16 protein-coding genes and 3 tRNA genes are annotated in these 21,639 nt (G+C 33.1%); 9 read left to right on the forward strand and 10 right to left on the reverse strand.

Annotated features, from left to right (window positions below):
• The first annotated feature begins 108 nt into the window (after positions 1–108).
• Positions 109–1,287: a tRNA 2-thiouridine(34) synthase MnmA gene (mnmA, locus tag EMN46_RS06950; RefSeq protein WP_154200072.1), complete on the forward strand. Its 1,179-nt coding sequence runs from the start codon at positions 109–111 to the stop codon at positions 1,285–1,287.
• Positions 1,288–1,366: 79 nt separating this feature from the next.
• On the opposite strand, the gene EMN46_RS06955 is transcribed toward mnmA, so the two are convergent.
• From EMN46_RS06955 to rpsA, 9 genes are all read right to left on the reverse strand, one after another.
• Complete coding sequence (locus EMN46_RS06955) at positions 1,367–1,750, reverse strand: DUF1987 domain-containing protein (protein ID WP_154200073.1); 384 nt, start codon at positions 1,748–1,750, stop codon at positions 1,367–1,369.
• A gap of 23 nt (positions 1,751–1,773) precedes the next feature.
• Positions 1,774–2,310 (reverse strand): SiaB family protein kinase, encoded by a 537-nt coding sequence (locus EMN46_RS06960; RefSeq protein WP_154200074.1) that lies wholly within the window; start codon positions 2,308–2,310, stop codon positions 1,774–1,776.
• An 81-nt stretch (positions 2,311–2,391) separates the two neighbouring features.
• Positions 2,392–3,561 (reverse strand): class I SAM-dependent RNA methyltransferase, encoded by a 1,170-nt coding sequence (locus tag EMN46_RS06965; RefSeq protein ID WP_229130296.1) that lies wholly within the window; start codon positions 3,559–3,561, stop codon positions 2,392–2,394.
• Between the two features lie 183 nt (positions 3,562–3,744).
• Positions 3,745–5,352 carry a S41 family peptidase gene (locus EMN46_RS06970; RefSeq protein ID WP_229130297.1) on the reverse strand — a complete coding sequence of 536 codons (1,608 nt, stop codon included), beginning with the start codon at positions 5,350–5,352 and terminating at the stop codon, positions 3,745–3,747.
• 173 nt (positions 5,353–5,525) lie between these two features.
• The gene (guaA, locus tag EMN46_RS06975) at positions 5,526–7,058 is read right to left on the reverse strand and encodes a glutamine-hydrolyzing GMP synthase (RefSeq protein WP_154200075.1); all 1,533 of its coding nucleotides are present in this window, start codon (positions 7,056–7,058) and stop codon (positions 5,526–5,528) included.
• Between the two features lie 192 nt (positions 7,059–7,250).
• Positions 7,251–8,498: a C1 family peptidase gene (locus EMN46_RS06980; RefSeq protein WP_154200076.1), complete on the reverse strand. Its 1,248-nt coding sequence runs from the start codon at positions 8,496–8,498 to the stop codon at positions 7,251–7,253.
• A 169-nt stretch (positions 8,499–8,667) separates the two neighbouring features.
• Positions 8,668–9,600 carry a ribonuclease Z gene (locus EMN46_RS06985; protein ID WP_368667502.1) on the reverse strand — a complete coding sequence of 311 codons (933 nt, stop codon included), beginning with the start codon at positions 9,598–9,600 and terminating at the stop codon, positions 8,668–8,670.
• A gap of 12 nt (positions 9,601–9,612) precedes the next feature.
• The gene (locus EMN46_RS06990) at positions 9,613–9,966 is read right to left on the reverse strand and encodes an STAS domain-containing protein (RefSeq protein WP_154200077.1); all 354 of its coding nucleotides are present in this window, start codon (positions 9,964–9,966) and stop codon (positions 9,613–9,615) included.
• A 30-nt stretch (positions 9,967–9,996) separates the two neighbouring features.
• A complete protein-coding gene (gene rpsA / locus EMN46_RS06995; RefSeq protein ID WP_154200078.1) occupies positions 9,997–11,784 on the reverse strand; it encodes a 30S ribosomal protein S1 in 1,788 nt (595 codons plus the stop codon).
• A 372-nt stretch (positions 11,785–12,156) separates the two neighbouring features.
• Between rpsA and EMN46_RS07000 the strand changes: the two genes are divergently transcribed.
• Together EMN46_RS07000 and EMN46_RS07005 are read left to right on the forward strand one after the other, a co-directional pair.
• Entirely contained in the window at positions 12,157–13,899 is a 1,743-nt protein-coding gene (locus EMN46_RS07000) for a phospho-sugar mutase (protein WP_154200079.1), read from the forward strand.
• Between the two features lie 44 nt (positions 13,900–13,943).
• Positions 13,944–15,164 carry a response regulator gene (locus EMN46_RS07005; RefSeq protein ID WP_154200080.1) on the forward strand — a complete coding sequence of 407 codons (1,221 nt, stop codon included), beginning with the start codon at positions 13,944–13,946 and terminating at the stop codon, positions 15,162–15,164.
• Here EMN46_RS07005 and EMN46_RS07010 read toward each other — a convergent pair.
• Positions 15,159–16,595, reverse strand: coding sequence for an ATP-dependent RecD-like DNA helicase (locus EMN46_RS07010; RefSeq protein ID WP_154200081.1), 1,437 nt, complete (start codon positions 16,593–16,595; stop codon positions 15,159–15,161). The two genes, EMN46_RS07005 and EMN46_RS07010, sit on opposite strands and share 6 nt — an antisense overlap.
• Before the next feature lie 175 nt (positions 16,596–16,770).
• Between EMN46_RS07010 and EMN46_RS07015 the strand changes: the two genes are divergently transcribed.
• The 6 genes from EMN46_RS07015 (at position 16,771) to EMN46_RS07040 (ending at position 19,329) form a co-directional block, all read left to right on the forward strand.
• Positions 16,771–17,418, forward strand: a complete 648-nt coding sequence (locus tag EMN46_RS07015) for a hypothetical protein (RefSeq protein WP_154200082.1) — start codon at positions 16,771–16,773, stop codon at positions 17,416–17,418.
• Positions 17,419–17,434: 16 nt separating this feature from the next.
• Positions 17,435–18,283, forward strand: coding sequence for a DUF3822 family protein (locus EMN46_RS07020; RefSeq protein WP_154200083.1), 849 nt, complete (start codon positions 17,435–17,437; stop codon positions 18,281–18,283).
• Complete coding sequence (locus EMN46_RS07025; RefSeq protein ID WP_368667503.1) at positions 18,274–18,813, forward strand: RsmD family RNA methyltransferase; 540 nt, start codon at positions 18,274–18,276, stop codon at positions 18,811–18,813. The genes EMN46_RS07020 and EMN46_RS07025 overlap by 10 nt, the downstream gene beginning before the upstream one ends.
• Before the next feature lie 192 nt (positions 18,814–19,005).
• Positions 19,006–19,082 (forward strand) — tRNA-Asp (locus EMN46_RS07030).
• A gap of 47 nt (positions 19,083–19,129) precedes the next feature.
• A tRNA-Asp gene (locus tag EMN46_RS07035) sits at positions 19,130–19,206 on the forward strand.
• A 46-nt stretch (positions 19,207–19,252) separates the two neighbouring features.
• Positions 19,253–19,329: transfer RNA gene (locus EMN46_RS07040), tRNA-Asp, on the forward strand.
• The last annotated feature ends 2,310 nt before the right edge of the window (positions 19,330–21,639 follow it).

Genomic DNA, 21,639 nt, shown 5'->3' on the forward strand with positions numbered 1-21,639 from the left:
TTAATTTATTTTGTTTAAAAATAAGCATACTCTTCATTGAAAAAATCGATATTGCTCTTAAGAATTTTAATAAGTACATTTGTGGATTCAAATTGAAGGAGAGAAAAAATGACAAAAAAAGTTGTAATAGGACTATCTGGAGGAGTTGATTCTAGCGTAGCAGCCTATTTACTTAAAGAGCAAGGTTACGAAGTTGAAGCATTGTTTATGCAAAACTGGAATGATACAGTTGGACTTAAATCAGAAGAATGTCCATTTGACGAGGATATTCTTTTCGCAAAAATGGTCGCAAAGAAATTAGATATCCCATTTCATTTTGTTGACTTAAGTAAAGAATATAAAACTCAAGTAATTGATTACATGTTTGCTGAATACGAACGTGGACGTACACCAAATCCGGATGTACTATGTAATCGTGAAATTAAATTCGATGTTTTCTTAAAAAAAGCAGTTGAGCTAGGAGCAGATTTTGTAGCTACGGGTCACTACTGCCGTAAGGAAACCAAGATAATAGATGGTAAAGAGGTTTATAGTCTTTTAGCAGGTACTGATAATAATAAGGATCAGAGTTATTTCCTATGTCAATTATCTCAAGAACAACTTTCTAAAGCCATGTTTCCTATTGGAGATATCATAAAACCAGAAGTAAGAGATATTGCCCGAAGAGAAAGACTAGCTTCTGCAGAGAAAAAGGATTCACAAGGCATATGCTTTGTTGGGAAAGTAGACTTACCTATTTTTCTTCAACAAAAACTAAAAGCTAAACCAGGTATTATTGTAGAAATTTTAGCTGAAAATGCAGATAGAGTTATACCAAAATCTCAAGATCTAGAAACTCTAGCTAAACCATACGTCTTTAAAAGACATCATGGTAAAAAAGTGGGAGAACACAATGGTGCTCATTTCTTTACTGTTGGACAAAGAAAAGGATTAAATGTTGGTGGCAAAGCAGAACCTTTATTTGTAATTGGAACTGACGTAAAAGAAAATATCATTTATACAGGAATGGGACATTCTCATCCTCTCTTAATGCGTAGAGCTCTATTTATTTCAAAAAAAGAGACACATTGGATTCGTGAAGATTTAAAACCAACTGAAGAATGTGAAAGACGATATGATATTAGAATTCGTTACCGTCAGCCGCTTCAAAAAGGGACAATATATTTTAAGAAAGAAGGTTTATATATCCTTTTCGACGAACCTCAACGTGCTGTTGTAGCAGGTCAATTTGCTGCTTGGTACGATGGCGATGAACTAATTGGTTCTGGTCCAATAGATGGAGAATAAAATACGTGTTCAAAATATTATAATGAAAATGGGCTGATTCATATGAATCAGCCCATTTTATATATTAGCAGTTAATTAATTAAACTTCTTTTTGTTCAATCAATACAAAAGGCAAACCTACAATTGCATTATAATCTTCACCAGCTTCCATCATATCCTCATCATCCTTTTCAAAATACCAATTTACAGAGATCTTATTTCCTCTATTAGAAATAGTCTCAAGTTTTCTAAAAAGATCCAAAAGGCACTTCGATGAACTCGTATTAAAATATTCTAATTTCATCTGTAATGTAACTTCGGTTTTTATTACATGAGAATAATCTTCCAACCATTCCATAAGTGGAATATAAAATCCCAATGAATTTTCTGGTATTGAACGACCTTCTAGTAATAATTCACCAATTTCTGCATCGAAGACTACTTTCGGTGTTTTTGCACTGGGTTCTATAATTAAAGCATCCATAAAAGAAATCGTTATTGTATTGACTAAATTTTTACTGTTATAACTATAAATAAACCTTTTTCTTTAGTTAATTGAGAAAAATACTCCAGTTTATTTCCACTTTTCCTAATCATATTAATGATTCCTAAACCACCACCGCCTCTATCAGAAAATTTATTATTGGATAAAACTTTTCGGTATAAAATATTAAGTTCGTCACTTCCTAAAGAATTTGTATGATCAATATAATCTGTAAAAACTTTAAGCTTTTCTATTGTAATAAAATTGGCTGATAAAATTTCGGCTCGACCATCTTTCCAATTGAAAATGATACCTCCATAACTATTAGTACCCTTATCATCATCAAATTTCTTACCATGATGATATAAGTTCTGAACCAATTCAATAAGAATATTAAGAATTTTCTTCCTCTCTTTAAGAGGAATTTCTTTTTCTTCAATAATTTCTTCAACCTTAACCAAAATATCAGTTACCGCCTCGCACCCGATACTCCCCTTATAATTAAAAAGAGTATCTTCGGTCACATTATCGGTAAACCATTGATTAAAATTAAAACCCATTAAATATCTTATATTAAATTATATGTTCGTAGCAAATATAATAAAATAGCTAAAAAACAAAGGCCCTATTACCTATATTTATTACTCTTTTCTGTTTTTATATGTATCTTTCTTACTACCTGCAAACATAGAGTATTTCTGGAATTTACACTCCAAAGGACCATTAAAAAGTGTTATTTTTCTTGATGGACGTAATCCAATACTATCAAAACATTCTTTTCCATAGCTTAAAATCCATGCATCATATCCCATAAACTGATGCTTCAATCTTTCACCAATCATTGAGTAAAGACCTTCTAAATCCTTAACTTTCAAACGCTCACCATATGGAGGGTTAGTAATTAAAATACCTTTTTCTGTTGGTGGTATAAATTGTTGGAAAGGCATAACTGTTAGTTTAATCTTTCTTCTTAAACCAGCGTTACGAATATTTTCCTCAGCAATTTCCATTGCTTTATCAGATATATCACAACCTATAATATTAGCATCAAAATCAATTTCAGTCTCTTCGTTGTAAATTTCATCCCAAAGATCTTGATCAAAATCACTCCATTTTTGGAAACCTAGTTCTTTTCTATATAAGCCCACAGGAATATTGTATGCTATTAAAGCTGCTTCGATCAACAAAGTTCCCGAACCACACATTGGGTCAATAAAGTTACTTTTCTTATCCCAATCTGACAAAAGAATCATACCAGCAGCCATTACTTCATTAAGGGGAGCAGCTGTTTCAGCAACTCTATATCCTCTTTTGTGCAACGATTCTCCTGAACTATCTAAAGAAACAGTACATGTGTTTTTATCGATATGAATATTGATTCTCAAAGTAGGATTTACAACGCGTACAGATGGTCGCTCTCCTGTTTTATCGTAAAATTGATCAACGATAGCATCCTTAACTCGGTAAGTCACAAACTTTGAATGTTTAAAATCTTCAGAGCTTATAGTACTATCAATTGAAATAGTATCTTTTAAAGATATATATTCACTCCAGTCTATCTCTTGAATACCTTTATAAACTTCATCAGTATCGATAGCATTAAACTTGTGAATTGGCTTAATAACACGAGTCGCTGTTCTTAAGTGAAAATTCGTTTTGTACATTAATGCTTTATCTCCGACAAAGCTTACGGCACGCTTTAATACTTTTATCTCCTCAGCTCCTAAATTTTCCAATTCATGAACTAATACCTCCTCTAAACCTTGAAAGGTTTTTGCTATCATTCTAAACTTACCCGATTCTGTCTTCAAAACTATTGTTATTAATTATACGCCTTTGAATAGCTCGCTCGTCTATTAGTTTAATAAACTAAAGACCCTCGCTAATTTACGACTACAAAAATAGTCTTTAGCTTATAAAATCAGCTATCTAAATGTAATTTTAAACAAAAAAAGCTGGAAAAAAATCCAGCTCTTATCATTTAAAGGAATTATTTACTTCAAATATTTTTCATATTCCTTAGGTTTATCAAGTATTTCGAGAGCTTTTTCAAGTATCTCATTTTTTTGATTTGAAACTTGATAAAATTCCGATCCATCCCAAAGATCTCGTGCTATAGTCGCCTTAATATTAACTTTAAGGTTCTCTTTTACAGCTAAATATTCTTTTTCGGTATGCTCTACACCTGCTTTATCTCCTTCGGCAAGCAACTCTTTTAGCATTTCCTCTGTAACATGGAAATTTTTATTGAAAGATTTAAAATCAGGATATTTCGCTTTTAGCTTTTCTCTATGACTATCCATATATGTTAAAACAAAAGGATAAAGAACATTTTTACGAGCTAAAAGATTAAAGTATTTGTAATTAGCAGTTGTATCTATTGGTACAAATACATCGGGCATAATTCCACCTCCACCATATACAATACGCTGTTTTAGTAAGGTTTTATATTTCAATGAATCAGGAAAATGAATACTATCAGGACTCACCATTTCTCCAGATTTGTATCGATTTATAATATCCATATGATAATCCAATAAGCCATTATCGTAAGGTTTTTGAATAAAACGACCCGTTGGTGTATGATAATGAGCCGTAGTTAATCGAATCATCGATCCATCAGACAATGGAAATTGACGTTGAACAAGACCCTTCCCGAAAGAACGACGGCCAACAATCAAACCTCTATCCCAATCCTGAATAGCGCCAGATACGATTTCTGATGCAGAAGCAGATCCTTCATCTATTAGCACAACTAATCGTCCTTCTTTAAAAATACCTCTATCTGTTGAAACATTCTCGTGACGCATTGACTTTAATCCTTCAGTAAAGACAATTAATTGATCTTTATTGAATAACTGATCAACAATTTTTATGGCAGCAGTCATATAACCACCTCCATTACCTCTAAGGTCCAAAATCAAATCTTGCATATTTTGCCCCTTAAGCTTAATAAGAGCTTCTATAAACTCATCAGCCGTTTTTGCAGCAAACCTATTTAGTTTTATATAACCTACGCTCTTATTAATCATGTAAGAAGCATCAAGACTATAAATTGGAATATCATCTCTAACAATTAGAAAATCAAGCAACTCACTTTCACCTTTTCTCTGTATCTCTAGATTAACCTTTGTGCCCTTATCGCCACGAAGTTTCTTAAACACATCAGGGTTTTTCATACCAACTCCAGCACAACTCTCGCCATCAATTTTAATAATTCTATCACTTGCTCTTAAACCAGCTTTCTCTGACGGTCCACCAGGTATGGTAGCTACAACCATCAACGTATCTCTTAAGATATTGAATTGAATACCAACACCACTAAAACTCCCTTGTAAGGGTTCGTTCATGGCTTTCACTTCGTCCTTACTTATATAAACTGAATGTGGATCTAGCTCGGCAAGTACCTTAATAATAGCATCCTCAGTCAGTTTTTCAATACTCACACTATCCACATAAAAAGCATCAACAAGAGCAATTAGATTCTGATATTTTATGGTTTGATCTCGAAGCTCTTGTGCATGAATTTGTGAAAACCCAATAAAGGTAAAAAGCAAAAAAGTAAGCACTGATTTACTCATAGTAGAATTCAATAATCTCATATGATATTTGATTTGTTTAGACTTTATTAAATAGTAAAACGAAAGATACAATATTTTAATAAACATCACTTACGCTAGCTACTGAAATATAAGGCGTTTTAGATAAAAATAACATTTCTTAATATTTACATATCAAAAAAAAGAGCCATCCTAAAAGGATGACTCTTGAAATATTATTCCCACTCAATAGTTGCTGGTGGTTTTGAACTGATGTCGTACACCACTCGATTAACCCCCTTAACACCATTGATAATTTTATTTGAAATCTTAGCAAGGAATTCATAAGGTAAGTGAGACCAATCAGCCGTCATACCATCGGTAGAGCTAACTGCACGAAGAGCAACAACTCTTTCGTAAGTTCTTTCGTCTCCCATAACGCCTACAGACTGCACAGGCAATAACATGGCACCTGCTTGCCAAACTTCGTCATATAAACCGTCTTCAATCAAACCTGAGATATAAATATGGTCAACTTCTTGAAGAATACGTACTTTTTCATGCGTAATATCACCCAAGATTCGAATACCTAATCCTGGTCCTGGGAAAGGATGACGAGCAATAAACTTCTCTTCTAGTCCCATGCTACGTCCTACTCGACGAACTTCATCTTTAAATAGCAACTTCAATGGTTCAACCACTTTCAGTTTCATATAATCTGGCAATCCGCCAACATTATGATGAGATTTAATAGTTTGTGAAGGACCTCCAGTTACTGATACAGATTCAATAACATCTGGATAAATAGTTCCTTGACCTAACCATTTTGCATTTTCTATTTTTTGTGATTCTTCATCAAAAACTTCAACAAATGCATTACCGATAATCTTACGTTTTCCTTCAGGATCAGTCACACCAGCCATAGCTGAAATAAACTTCTCTCCTGCATCAACTCCAATTACATTTAAACCTAATGTTTCGTATCTCTTCAATACATCAGTAAACTCATTTTTACGTAACAAACCGTTATCTACAAAAATACAATATAGATTTTTTCCAATTGCTTTATGCAATAACATGGCAGCTACAGTAGAATCAACTCCACCTGATAAGCCAAGAATGACTCTATCATCGCCAATCTTTTCTTTCAATTCGGCTACAGTTGTATCAACAAATGCATCGGGAGTCCAACTTTGTTCGCAAGCACAAATGCCTACAATAAAGTTCTTCAACAAAATTGATCCTTCAGTACTATGATATACTTCTGGGTGAAATTGTATCCCGTAAGATTTTTCGCCTTCAATTGCAAAAGCAGCATTCTCAACATCAGATGTGCTAGCTATTACTTTATAATTTTCTGGCATGCGCTCAATGGTATCACCATGCGACATCCATACTTGAGAATTCATGCTAATACCTTCCAACAATGCATTAGTAGCATCAACAGAAGTTAAGTTGGCACGACCATACTCTCTTTTATTTGATGCCATAACTTCCCCACCAAAACAGTGAGCCAAATGCTGAGCACCGTAACAAACACCTAAAAGAGGTAATTTGCCTTTAATTTCTGATAAGTCTGGAATTGGAGCATTTTCTTCTCGAACTGAGAATGGACTTCCCGAAAGGATCACACCTTTAATACTATCGTCCAACTTTGGAGGATGATTATAAGGGTGAATTTCGCAATAAACATTTAATTCGCGAACACGTCGAGCAATAAGCTGTGTGTACTGCGAGCCAAAGTCAAGAATCAAAATCTTTTCTTGCATAATCTTAAAAATATATGAGGTTGTTTAGCTTCTCTATTTGGCGTACAAAGATATACAATTCATTAGCATTAAATAATTATTGTTTCCGATTGTTATAACAATTTTTCATTTAATTCGAATTCAACAAATTATACAAATAGAAAACCCGTTTACAAAATATGTAAACGGGCTCCAAATTCTATATATTATTGATTATTTAAATTTCTTCAATAATTTTTTGACAGCATCTTTATGAATAGTAATACCCATCATCTTAAGCTTAACGTAATCTTCTTGAAAGAAATAGTATCCAAATTCTGGAGATTTTTCGTCAATATTACGAGATCCAGAACTAGAATCTTTAATTAAGTACCAATCTTTACCAGACTTATCAACATAGTAACCAATTAAATGCATACCATGATCGTCTGTCGTAGATCCATTAGAAAAGCGGAACTGACGTGCATCTTCGGTAATATACTCAGATGGAATATCGAATGAAGGAACCATTGCACAGTTTGTTGTACGTAAGAAACCTGCTTCAGAAACATCACCACCAATACTCATCGTATAACCTTCGCGAACTGCTGATTTAATAGCATCCATGTAAACATCAAGAGGTACATTATAGTACTCTTTAGAATGCCACCAGTTATCAGGCACTTTATATTCAACTTGTTCCCAATAAGGTTCTTGCTTATATGACAATAATTCAATATAATCATCAGGATTTAACTGCAAATAATCTTTCAAATAAGTTTGAGGTGTATACTCTTTTCCTTCAACAGTAAACTTAGTTGGAGGTACCCCAATATAATGATTCATGATAGACTCAATAGTTGCAATAGCCTCTTTCTCGTTCCAAGCATTGCTTTTCTTTAAGAATTTCAAATAAGTCAACATTTCATTATACATTTTTGCATGTGTATGAAACTTACGACCATCTTTTAATCCTGTATATTCCGATTGAGGAACAACACCATATTTTTTCCACATACGAGCAACTGAATTTCCTTCAGAACCTTCGCTAAACTCAGAATCGCCTCTTTCTTTTATAAAACGACGAGCTTTTTCAACATATTCCCAATATACAGTGTAGATCTCAGAAATATCAACTTTCTTTTTATGAAGACGATAAACTTCTGACTCATAAAATGATGTTGTTGAAAAACACCAACAAGTTCCCCCATTACCTTGTGATACTGTTGGTAAAGCCCATTGTGTATTATCTTTGTAAAGGCTAATATCATTAGGAAGATCATATGAAGATTGATCCATAAAGAAACGCTTATCAACGTCCTTTTTTTCCAATTTTGCATCAACATTTCTAATATCCTTAAGAATAGAGTTTTGGTAGTAACCTGGCTCATACTCCTTAAAAGTTGATTTGTCTTTTTTTTGCTGAGCAAAAGCCGAGACACAAACTGTTACTGCAACGGCTGATAATAAAATTCTTTTCATATTGTCCTTAAATCTGTGAATCCACATCCTAAACATAAACATTTCTGCTTAGTATTAGAATACAAACTCAATTATTAAAAAGTTAACTTTAGATTTTATCAAGAACCTAAAGGTAACAAAAAAGCAATAGGACATAGGTGTTAAGCAAGTGCTTTTAAACAAACACGCTTTATTTATTAGATTTGAGAGGAATTTCGAAAACAGAACCATCTTCAGCCAATGCAGAATTAGAAAAGACTTCTTTTGCTTCCTTTAGATGATCTGTTAAATCATGGAATCGAGCAGAAAAATGACCAATAAGTAACTTTCCAACCTTCGCTTCACAGGCAATTTTTGCAGCTTGCTCTGTTGTAGAATGATAAGTTGACTTAGCTCTTTGTTTATCATTTTTCAAGAAAGTTGCTTCATGATAAAGCAAATCTACCTTATTAATAATAGGAACAATTCGTGGAAGATAGACGGTATCGGTGCAAAAAGCATAAGACCGCGGACGAGATGCTTCATTGGTTAATTTAGAATTAGAAATGAGTTCTCCCTCATCAGTCAAATAATCGGCTCCCATTTTAATACCATGCCTAAGTTTAATTGGTATCTTATAAAAATCCAACATATCCTTTTTAAGATGTCTTGGGCGTTCCTTCTCTTTAAACAAAAACCCAGCACAAGGAATCGCACCATGTCTTAACGGAAATGATTGTACAGTAAGCGCATCATCTTCAAAAAGAGTTTGAATTTCTTTTCCATATATATAATGAAAAATCAACTTATAACGCAATTGCGATTCTAATATTTCCAGTTGGAATCGAATGATTTTTTCAAGCTTAGAATGTGCATATATGTGCAAATCATTCGTTCTTCCTTGCAATGAAAAACTTGAAATGAGACCTATTAGACCAAAGAAATGATCGCCATGCAAATGGGATATAAAGATATGATTAATTCGAGCCATAGGTACTCGAAACTTCTTTAACTGAATTTGTGTTCCTTCACCACAATCAATTAAAAAAAACCGCTCAAGTACATTGAGCACTTGAGCGGTTGGGAATCTTTTTGAGGTTGGTAATGCAGAATTACTACCTAGGATTGTTAATTCAAATTTCACTTACGATCAATATTAATTCTCAATCCCATTTTTCACTATGGATTCAGCTACGCTAAAATCGTCAGAAACGTTAAGCACTGTATCCAATTGCGAAATAATAATCAGTTTTTCAACTGAAGGTTGTAAACCATAAAGAACAAATGTTCCATCGGCATTCTTACATAACCTGTTGGCTACAAGAATGGCACTTAAGCCAGATGAATCACAATAAGTACAAGTATCTAAATTTAAAAGAATATTCTTCTCTCCTTCTGAGAAAATCAAAATTAATTTTGATTTAAGCTCAGGAGCAATATGAGTATCCAGTCTATCGTTTAGTACCTGAATTAAAGTGTACCCGTCTTTTTTGTCAATCTTAAAGTCCATATCTAAACCTCTTTAAGGATTATTTAAAGCTTACTTTTCTCCTTTTTCAAGTTGAGATTTTAAAGCAGCCAATGCAGAAATATCACCTAAGGTAGTTTTTTCTAATGAATCTTTCACCTTCTTAACTCCTTTTTTCATGTTAGTAGATGCAGATTTTTTCTTTTCAGAAACTTCAGCACGCTTAACATCTTCAAAAGTTCTTGAGTGAGAAAGGATAATTCGCTTAGCAGCTTTAGAGAATTCAATTACTTTGAAAGTAAGTTTCTCATCAACTTTAGCTTGTGATCCATCTTCTTTAACTAAGTGACGTGGAGTAGCAAATCCTTCAACACCGTAAGGAAGAGCAACAACAGCACCTTTTTCGAATACATCTACGATAGTACCTTCGTGAGTTGAGTCAGTAGCAAAGATTGTTTCGAATACATCCCATGGATTCTCTTCCAATTGCTTATGACCTAAGCTCAATCTTCTGTTGTCTTTGTCTATTTCTAGAACAACAACTTCGATTTCAGCACCAATAGTAGTGAATTCAGCTGGATGTTTCACTTTCTTAGTCCAAGAAAGATCAGAAATGTGAATCAAACCATCTACACCTTCTTCAATCTCAACAAATACACCGAAGTTTGTGAAGTTACGAACCTTAGCAGCATGTTTAGAATTTACAGCATACTTAGCTTCAACACCTTCCCAAGGATCTGGCTTCAATTGTTTAAGACCAAGAGACATTTTTCTTTCTTCACGATCTAAAGTAATAATCTGAGCTTCTACTTCATCTCCAACTTTCATGAAATCTTGTGCAGATCTCAAGTGTTGTGACCAAGACATTTCAGAAACGTGGATAAGACCTTCTACACCTGCAGCGATTTCAACGAAAGCACCGTAATCAGCCATAACTACAACTTTACCCATTACTCTATCGCCAACTTTCATTTCAGCGTCAAGAGCATCCCATGGATGAGGAGTAAGTTGTTTAAGACCTAAAGCAATACGTTTTTTATCATCATCGAAATCAAGAATTACAACATTTAATTTTTGATCTAATTCAACGATTTCACTTGGATGAGAAACTCTACCCCATGAAAGGTCAGTGATATGGATCAAACCATCAACACCACCTAAGTCGATAAATACACCATAAGAAGTGATGTTTTTAACTGTTCCTTCAAGAACTTGACCTTTTTCAAGTTTAGCAATAATTTCTTTTTTCTGTTGTTCCAATTCAGCTTCAATAAGAGCTTTGTGTGATACAACAACATTTTTAAATTCGTGATTGATTTTAACAACCTTGAATTCCATAGTTTTTCCTACGTAAATATCGTAGTCACGGATAGGTTTAACATCAATTTGAGAACCTGGTAAGAAAGCTTCAATACCAAATACGTCAACGATCATACCACCTTTGGTACGACACTTGATATAACCTTTAATAATTTCGTTGTTTTCAAGTGCAGCATTAACACGATCCCAAGAACGTAAAGCACGTGCTTTTTTGTGTGAAAGAACTAATTGTCCTTTTTTATCTTCCTGACTTTCAACATAAACTTCAACTGTATCACCTACAGTTAATTCTTGATTGTAACGGAATTCATTCAAACTCACGATACCATCAGATTTGTAACCAATATTGATTACAACTTCTCTTTTATTCATAGAGATAACGAGACCATCGATAACCTCTTTTTCAGCAACTGTAGATAATGTTTTATCGTACTGTGCTTCTAATTCTGCTCTATTTACAGCAACACTTGCATCTTCATTCTCAAATGCATCCCAATCAAATTCTGCCTCAACAGCAGCATTCTTGTTTTCTTCAACCATACTAAATTAATTGTTTTACTAATAAATTAGACATTATATTATTTAAATCGCTGCAAAAGTACTCATTATATTTCAAACTACAAGTCTAAAGATCAATGATTATTCATCAATTTCATGCAATAATTAGCTCAATAAAGATTTTTTTAAACTAAATTTGAATTCAAGCTTATTTATTCTCAATTATAGTATAAACGAGAATAAAATATCATTCAGGATTGACTCTTAGGTGAAATTACAGCTATATCTAAAAAATAACGCCACTAATCATGTAAACTCTTTGATTAATCCAAAAAAATGAGATATTTTTGAGCTTTAGTTTTTAAAAAATTAGATCCGATCCTACAAATAAAGGATTTTATTAAAAATAATAACATGAATCAGTCAGATATACAAGACATCGTAAATTCAAGAGCAAACGAATGGCTTAACGGCAATTACGATGAAGACACAAAAAAATCAATTTCTGAATTAATGAATAAAGAAGATCAGTCTGAATTGATTGATTCCTTTTATAAAGACTTAGAATTTGGTACTGGTGGACTTAGAGGAAAAATGGGACCTGGTACCAATCGAATGAACATATATACAGTTGGTACAGCAACACAAGGTTTAGCTAATTATTTAAATGAAGTCTTTGCTGGCGAAGACATTTCTATATGTATAGGGTATGACTGTAGAAATAACAGCAAATTATATTCTGATACTGTTGCAAACATTTTCTCTGCAAATGGAATTAAAGCCTATATTTTTGATGATTTAAGACCAACTCCTGAAATGTCTTTTGCAATTCGTCAACTAGGTTGTAAATCGGGTGTTATTATTACCGCATCACATAATCCTAAAGAATATAACGGCTATAAAGCTTATTGGGATGATGGATCACAAATCGTAACACCTCATGACAAGAACATTATAGATGCAGTAAAAGCTGTTACGGTTGATCAAATTAAATTTGAAGGTAATCCTGATCTAATTGAAGTTTTAGGTGCCGAAATGGATAAACTTTATTTAGATACAGTTAAAACACTTAGCTTATCTCCTGAATCAATAAAAAATCAGAAAGATTTAAAAATTGTATTCACACCTATACATGGTACAACAGTAAGATTAGTTCCTGCCTCATTAAAAAATTATGGCTTCGAAAATGTCATTCATATTCCAGAGCAAGATATTGTTGATGGTAACTTCCCTACTGTAAAGTCTGCTAACCCTGAAGAGCCAGCAGCTCTTAAAATGGCAGTAGATAAAGCTAAAGAAGTTAATGCAGACTTAGTGATGGCCTGTGATCCTGATGGTGACAGATTAGGTATTTCTGTTACTAATGACAATGGAGAATGGGAAATTATTAATGGGAATCAAACAGCATTAATATTTACTTACTACCTAATAAGGAGAAGAAGAGAACTTGGCTTGTTAACAGGGAACGACTATGTTGTTAAAACCATAGTAACAACTGAGCTTTTTAAAGATGTTGCAATCAAAAACAATGTTGAATGTTTTGATGCCTATACTGGTTTTAAATGGATTGCTGATGTTATTCGCAAAAATCCAGACAAGAACTATATTGGCGGAGGTGAAGAATCTTTTGGTTATATGCCTGGAGACTTTACACGCGACAAAGATGCTGTTTCATCGTGTAGTATAATGGCCGAAATTGCAGCTTGGGCTAAAGATCAAGGCAAAAATCTATTTGACATTTTAAAAGAAATATATGTCGAATATGGTTTTTCTAGAGAAAAAATGATTTATATTGTAAGAGAAGGACTTAGCGGTGCTAAAGAAATTGAAGATATGATGCATAACTTCCGTTTTAATCGTCCTAAAATAATTAATAATTCGCCTATTGTATTGGTTAAAGATTACACAATTAGAAAAGCAACAAACCCTTTAACTGGGGAAGAAACTGATCTTGATTTTCCAACGACAGCTGATGTTTTACAATTTTTCTTAGAAGATGGATCAAAAATTTCGGTTCGTCCTTCAGGAACTGAACCTAAGATTAAGTTCTACTTCGAAGTTCGAGAGAAGCTAGATCAAATAGAAGAATATTATAAAGCAGAAGCACTTGCTGATAAAAAGATTAACGAAATTATTCATTCATTAAAATTAAATTAATTTTAATTTATTCAGTTTAATAAAACCGACCAAACATTTTTTGCATGGATAATAAACGTATCATACTGTCTATAGACGACTCTCCAATTAATAATAAATTAATTGAGGTCTATTTTCGAAAAGATTACAATGTTATATCTAAAACCAGTGGACAAGAAGCATTAACTTGGCTCGAAACAGAACTTCCAGAGGTGATTCTTCTTGATGTGATGATGCCAATAATGGATGGAATAGATGTACTCGAAAAACTACAGGCAAATGAACGCTTAAGGGATATTCCTGTAATTATGGTAACGGCCAAAACTGAGGTAGAAACCATAAAGATTGCTCTCTCTAAAGGGGCTCTTGATTACGTGAAAAAGCCTATTGATTTTACGGAATTGCAATCAAAAATAATGATTGCATTCCAAATCAATAAGCAAAAGCAAGAAATATCAAAATATAAATCCTATTTTGATATCCACCAAGGAATGATTCATGCTCAAAGAATTCAACGTTCGATATTACCTGATACGGAGCATTTTAAACACATGTTTCCTAAGTCTTTTATTATCAATTTCCCGAAACACATTGTTAGCGGTGATTTTTACTGCATAAATCAAAATTTCCAACAAAAAAACATTGGTCTTTTCGATTGCACAGGACACGGTGTTCCTGCTGCAATGTTAACCATGATGGGACAAATGGAACTACATACCATTTTTGATAATGGGAGTCAAATTCAAACTGGACAAATTTTCCCAAAATTAAGTCAAAAATTCAGTAGTCTATTAAATACTTCAAATGACACCTATACTCAGTACGATGGTATGGATGGAGGTTTTATTTCAATCGTATCACAAGAAAACAAGATAGAATACGTTGGAGCAAGACGTCCCCTTATACTTATTCGCTCGGGTTTAGGCAAATTAGAAGTTGATCAAGAACTTATTGAGCCAAAACTTACGAACGACAATTTTTCTCTTTTCGAAATACCTGGAGATAGACTTTCGATAGGAAAAGAAAGTGAATTTTCTGAATTTCAAACAAAAACAATCACCTCTGCCCCACAAGACAGACTATTTATATATTCGGATGGAATTACCGACCAATTGGGTGGTAGCCAAACCAAACGTTTAAAGAAAAAAGAATTCTACGACAAACTAATCAATATACAAACTAAGTCTATAGATCTTCAAAAATCCGATTTATTTAATTGGCTAGATGAATGGAAAACAAACAACGAACAAACAGATGATATCCTAATGATAGGAATTGAGCTATAAATCTAGCTCTTCATTGGGGAAGAAATCCTTTTTAAAATTAACCAAATACAATTTCTTGGTAGCACGCGTTAATGCCGTATAAAGCCAGCGGTAAAACTCTCGATTAAGCATATCCTCTGTAATATATCCCTGATCGACAAAAACAGCGCTCCACTGCCCTCCTTGCGCTTTATGACAAGTTATTGCATAAGCAAATTTTACTTGCAAGGCATTAAAGAATTTATTATCACGTACCTTCTCGTATCGCTTCTTTTTTGAACGTATATCAGCATAATCTTCGTTAATTTTAAAGAAAAGTTTCTTATTTTCTTCATAATTTAAAGAGGCGGTCTCAATGGTTAATGTATCGAGCATTATCATTGTATCTAACTCAAGATCTTTATAGTCTGGGAAACGAAGGCTAACCTCAACATATCTGTAACCATAAAGCTCTACATGCTTACCTATCCTTACAATTTCAACAATGTCACCATTTGCAATAAAATCTATTTCCTTTACATCGGCAGTCCAAAAATAATTATTTTTCACAACCATTAAATAGTCACCAACTGTAATTTCGTCCTCTCTATACAATATACTATTTCGAATTCCTTGATTGTATTGGTTTGCACGTTTATTTGAGCGACTGAGTACCATTGTCTCTTCCAAGCCATACTTATAGTGAGCAGAAGAAATTTCATCAATTAAATCAGCCCCACTGAGACGAACAATATCTGGGAAATTTTTAGTTTCGAATTGAGGATAACCACTTTCCCCTTCATCAAGCATGCGCCGAAGTTCTGTTGCATTCTTTAATATACCCGACTCTTCAGACTGACGAACGACTTGGGTTAAAATAACTTCTTTAACAGAAAAGTTATAACACGATTCCAATTCTTTAGGATCTAAAGCAGGACTAATATCAATACCAATTGGAGGCAACTGTGCAACATCACCAACTAAAATTAATCGACAATTTATACCAGCGGAAACATAATCAACAAGATCGTCTAACAAACAACCCGATCCGAAAGACGATGTTTCATGAGAATAGTTAGAAATCATAGATGCTTCATCAACCAGAAATATGGTATCACGCAAAAGGTTTCTATCTAGATTAAATACCCCAAAGCCGTCAGTTAATGCTTTTTGACGATATATCTTTTTATGGATTGTATAAGCACTCTGCTTACAATAATAAGAGAGAACCTTTGCTGCACGACCAGTTGGAGCTAAAAGAACTGTTTTTATTTCCATTTCGGTAAGACTAGCAACCAGAGCACTTATTAAAGTTGTTTTACCAGTTCCCGCATACCCTTTCAACAAAAAAATACTATCATTCTTACTGCCCGTTAAAAAAGCAGACAACTCATCAATTGCAATTCCCTGATCATTAGTTGGTTCAAACTTTAATTTATTACAAATACTTAGGCTTATGTGTTTTTTTAACATTTTCACTTAAAATTTATGGTTATTAAAATAACCAAACAGATTTTTTTTTTAAATTTGCAAACAAACCTACACAAACTAATAAACAATTTAGATGATGCGAGCATAAGAATATGCATTTATTGATGTTATTCAAATGCAATCACGGTATAACTAAAATTAACACAAATTATAAATTATGAAATTAAAATCAGTTTTTCAAATTTTACTTGCTTTTGCAATTGTTGCGTTTGGATATTTAGCTTACCAAAGTATAATGAAACCAATTGAATTTGGTAAAATTAAAACAGAACGTTATGCAAAAATTATTAACCAATTAAAAGATATCCGTAAAGCTGAGAATGCTTATAAAGATGTAAATAATAAATACACTGGCAGTTTTGATACTTTAATTTCATTTATTAAGACAGATTCAATGCCTATGGTTAAATCAATTGGTTCATTATCTGATGAGCAAATTGAAGCTGGTATGACTGAAAAAGAAGCCGTAAAAAAAGGTTTTATTACTCGTGACACGGTAATGGTATCTGCTCTTACTACAACTTTTAACGCAAACTACGATATTGAAAGCCTAAGATATGTTCCTACAACTAAGGAGCAAAGTGAATTCACATTAGCAGCAGGCATTATTGTTACTGGTTCTAACGTAACAGTTCAGGTTTTCGAAGCTAAGGTTTCAAACATGGCAATTTTTGCTGATTTGCGTGATGAATATTTAGACGAGTTAAAAGAAGAAAACGGGAACCGTCTACGTATAAACAAATACCCTGGACTAAAAGTTGGTTCTCTTGAAGAAGCTAACAACGGTGGCGGAAACTGGGAATAATCCTTAAAAATACATTATGGACGAATTATTATTTATTGATTCAACATTTGAAAAGGATAATACGTCAAGATATAAACTATCCATCCAGCTCTGTCTGGATGGATTTTCTTTTTCTATCCTCAGCTCAAATAATAAGTGCTTAGTACTTTTCCAATCAAAAAAACTTAATTCAGACTCTGAAGACAGTTCTATTGATGTACTAAAAGATAACATACGAAACTGCGATTATCTTAACCTGACATACAAACACGTTTCTGTTATTTGGTTAACAAAGAAAGCATGTCTTATACCTTCTGAACTTTTTTCAGAAAACATAGCTAAAGACAGTTTCCAACTGTGTCATCCGCTCTTAAAATCAGAAATAATACATTGGAATATAAGCACACAACTTAATGCTTATATTGTATTTGCATTACCTTCGGACATACCCTCTTTTATAAAATCTCAATTCCCAGGATCAGAAATTTCTCATCAAACTTTAAGTTTCTACCAAAGCGTCTTGAGTCAGAATACTGAAAGTAAACACCCTATAGTATTCATTGAAGTGTACAACAACTTCTTTGATGCATTTATTCCAAACAGTGGACAAAAATACTTTAGCAACAATTTTTCCTTTAAGGATGAAACTGATATGGTGTATTTTATTCTTAATATTTATAAACAACAGAAACTAAATACAGAATATAGTCAACTTCATATTTCAGGAAAAATAGATGAAGCAAGCAAAGCATTCCAAACATTGAAACGATACATTAAAGATGTAAGAATAGATACTATTCCTAGTAATTCAATTTCAAAAAATAACGTTTCAAATTCTGTTTATAATCAATTTACAAAACTTTTAAATCCAAATCTGTGCGAATAATTAGTGGAACCCATAAAAGTAGAAGAATAAGTCCTGATAAGAATTTTAAAGCACGTCCTACAACCGATTTTGCTAAAGAAAACCTATTTAATGTTCTTAATAACACAATAAATTTTGAGGATTTAAATGTTCTTGACCTATTTGGAGGAACAGGTAGTATTAGCTACGAGTTTGCCTCTAGAGGTGCAGAACAAGTTATTTGCATTGAATTAAATTTTAAACACTGTGCGTTCATTAAAAAGACAATTAAAGAACTTGGGTTTACTCAAATTCATGCATTGCGAGCTGACATTTTTAAATATCTAAAAGGATGTAAGAAAACATTTGATCTTATTTTTGCGGATCCTCCTTATGACTTAGATACAATTGATACAATTCCTGATGCAATTTTTAAACAAAACATTCTAAATGAGAATGGTATCGTCATTGTAGAGCATTCATCTAGAAATGATTTTTCACAGCATCCATTATTTCAAGAAACGAGAAGCTATGGAAGTGTTAATTTCAGCTTCTTTAGGTTAAAAAATTAATTTTAAAAAATACACATTTTTTGAGTATTCGTAACATGCTCAAAACCGTAATTTTAGAAGCTTTCTTTAATTTTTTATCAGAAAAAAAACAAGAGCCCTATTGCAAGTGAAAAAAGTTGCGCTATCTTTGCATCGCAATCAGGAAAAAATCAGACTAAAGAGTCAGATATAAAATGCTTCTGTTGTAATTTTGGTTTGGTAGTTCAGTTGGTTAGAATACATGCCTGTCACGCATGGGGTCGCGAGTTCGAGTCTCGTCCAGACCGCCAAAAGATGAGTTTTRATTTGACTCAGTAAAAAAAACAAATTACATTTTGGTTTGGTAGTTCAGTTGGTTAGAATACATGCCTGTCACGCATGGGGTCGCGAGTTCGAGTCTCGTCCAGACCGCCAAAAGATGAGTTTTRATTTGACTCAGTAAAAAAACAAATTACATTTTGGTTTGGTAGTTCAGTTGGTTAGAATACATGCCTGTCACGCATGGGGTCGCGAGTTCGAGTCTCGTCCAGACCGCCAAAATTTAAACCTTCGATTCATTAGAATCGAAGGTTTTTTTATTTTATAAATTGCCCAATACTTTTTCCATATTCCTAAAAAACTATAGCTTAACTTTCTTTAACTTGTATTCACTCTGATTAACACAGCAAAGAGCTATATTTGTAATGTAGAAATAAAACTATTTTTTCATAAATAGAACTGAGCTACTCCAAAAGTTCAGTAATTTTTCATAGGTTAGATTTAGGTTAATTATAAAACTCAGGTGGGGACCTGAGTTTTTCTTTTTTACATCAAGTCTGTCGCCAATCAAGACCACTCACAAAACAATCAAAATTCTTATTCGAATGAATTCTTAAGCTTCTTTAACTTGTATTCACTCGGCTTAACTGAACAATCAGCTATGTTTGTAGGGTAGAAACAATAAAACATTTTTTTCATAAAGTAGTGCTGAGCTACTCCAATAGTTCAGTATTTTTTCATAGGTTAGATTTAGGTTAGTTATAAAACTCAGGTGGGGACCTGAGTTTTTTCTTTTTTACACCAAGTCTATATCCAATCAAGACCGCGAAGAAAACTAGCAAAACACTTACTCAAATGAATTCTTAATCTTCTTTAACGTGTGTTCACTCGGCTTAACGAAACAATCAGCTATGTTTGTAGTGTAGAAACAAAAGATATTTTTTTCATAAATAGAACTGAGCTACTCCAATAGTTCAGTGTTTTTCATAGGTTAGATTTAGGTTAGTTATAAAACTCAGGTGGGAACCTGAGTTTTTCTTTTTTACACCAAGTCCTTCTTGATTCAGAAACATCAATAAAACCATTTAAATATTTCCTACAATGAATTCTTAAGCTTCTTTAACTTGTATTCACTGGGCTTAACTAAACAATCAGCTATGTTTGTAGTGTAGAAACAAAAGATATTTTTTTCATAAATAGAACTGAGCTACTCCAATAGTTCAGTGTTTTTCATAGGTTAGATTTAGGTTAGTTATAAAACTCAGGTGGGGACTTGAGTTTTTTCTTTTTTACACCAAGTCTGTCGACAATCAAGACCACTTACAAAACCAGCAAAAAACTTACTCAAAGGAACTCTTAATATTCTTTAACTTGTATTCACTCGGCTTAACTAAACAATCAGCTATGTTTGTAGTGTAGAAACAATAAAACATTTTTTTCATAAAGTAGTGCTGAGCTACTCCAATAGTTCAGTATTTTTTCATAGGTTAGATTTAGGTTCGTTAGAAAACTCAGGTGGGGACCTGAGTTTTTTCTTTTTTACACCAAGTCTATATCCAATCAAGACCGCGAAGAAAACTAGCAAAATGCTTACCCAAATGAATTCTTAATCTTCTTTAACGTGTGTTCACTCGGCTTAACTAAACAATCAGCTATGTTTGTAGTGTAGAAACAAAAGATATTTTTTTCATAAATAGAACTGAGCTACTCCAATAGTTCAGTGTTTTTCATAGGTTAGATTTAGGTTAGTTAGAAAACTCAGGTGGGGACCTGAGTTTTTTCTTTTTTACACCAAGTCTGTCGCCCATCAAGACCACTCACAAAACCAACAAAATTCTTATCCGAATGATTTCTTAATCTTCTTTAACTTGTATTCACTCGGCTTAACTAAAGAAACACCTATGTTTGTAGTGTAGAAACAAAAAACTATTTTTTCATAAATAGAACTGAGCTACTCCAATAGTTCAGTGTTTTCATAGGTTAGATTTAGGTTAGTTAGAAAACTCAGGTGGGGACCTGAGTTTTTTCTTTTTTACACCAAGTCMTGCTCCATTCAAACCCATTCACAAAACCAGCAAAATTTTTATCCAAATGATTTCTTAATCTTCTTTAACTTGTATTCACTAGGCTTAACGAAACAATCAGCTATGTTTGTAGTGTAGAAACAAAAGATGTTTTTTTCATAAATAGAACTGAGCTACTCCAATAGTTCAGTGTTTTTCATAGGTTAGATTTAGGTTAGTTAGAAAACTCAGGTGGGGACCTGAGTTTTTTCTTTTTTACACCAAGTCTATATCCAATCAAGACCGCGAAGAAAACTAGAAAAATGCTTACCCAAATGATTTCTTAATCTTCTTTAACTTGTATTCACTCGGCTTAACTAAACAATCAGCTATGTTTGTAGTGTAAAAACAAAAAACTATTTTTTCATAGATAGAGCTGAACTACTCCAATAGTTCAGTGTTTTTCATAGGTTAGATTTAGGTTAGTTATAAAACTCAGGTGGGGACCTGAGTTTTTTCTTTTTTACACCAAGTCTATATCCAATCAAGACCGCGAAGAAAACTAGCAAAATGCTTACCCAAATGA

Source organism: Ancylomarina sp. 16SWW S1-10-2 (assembly GCF_009669305.1).
Lineage (GTDB): Bacteria > Bacteroidota > Bacteroidia > Bacteroidales > Marinifilaceae > Ancylomarina.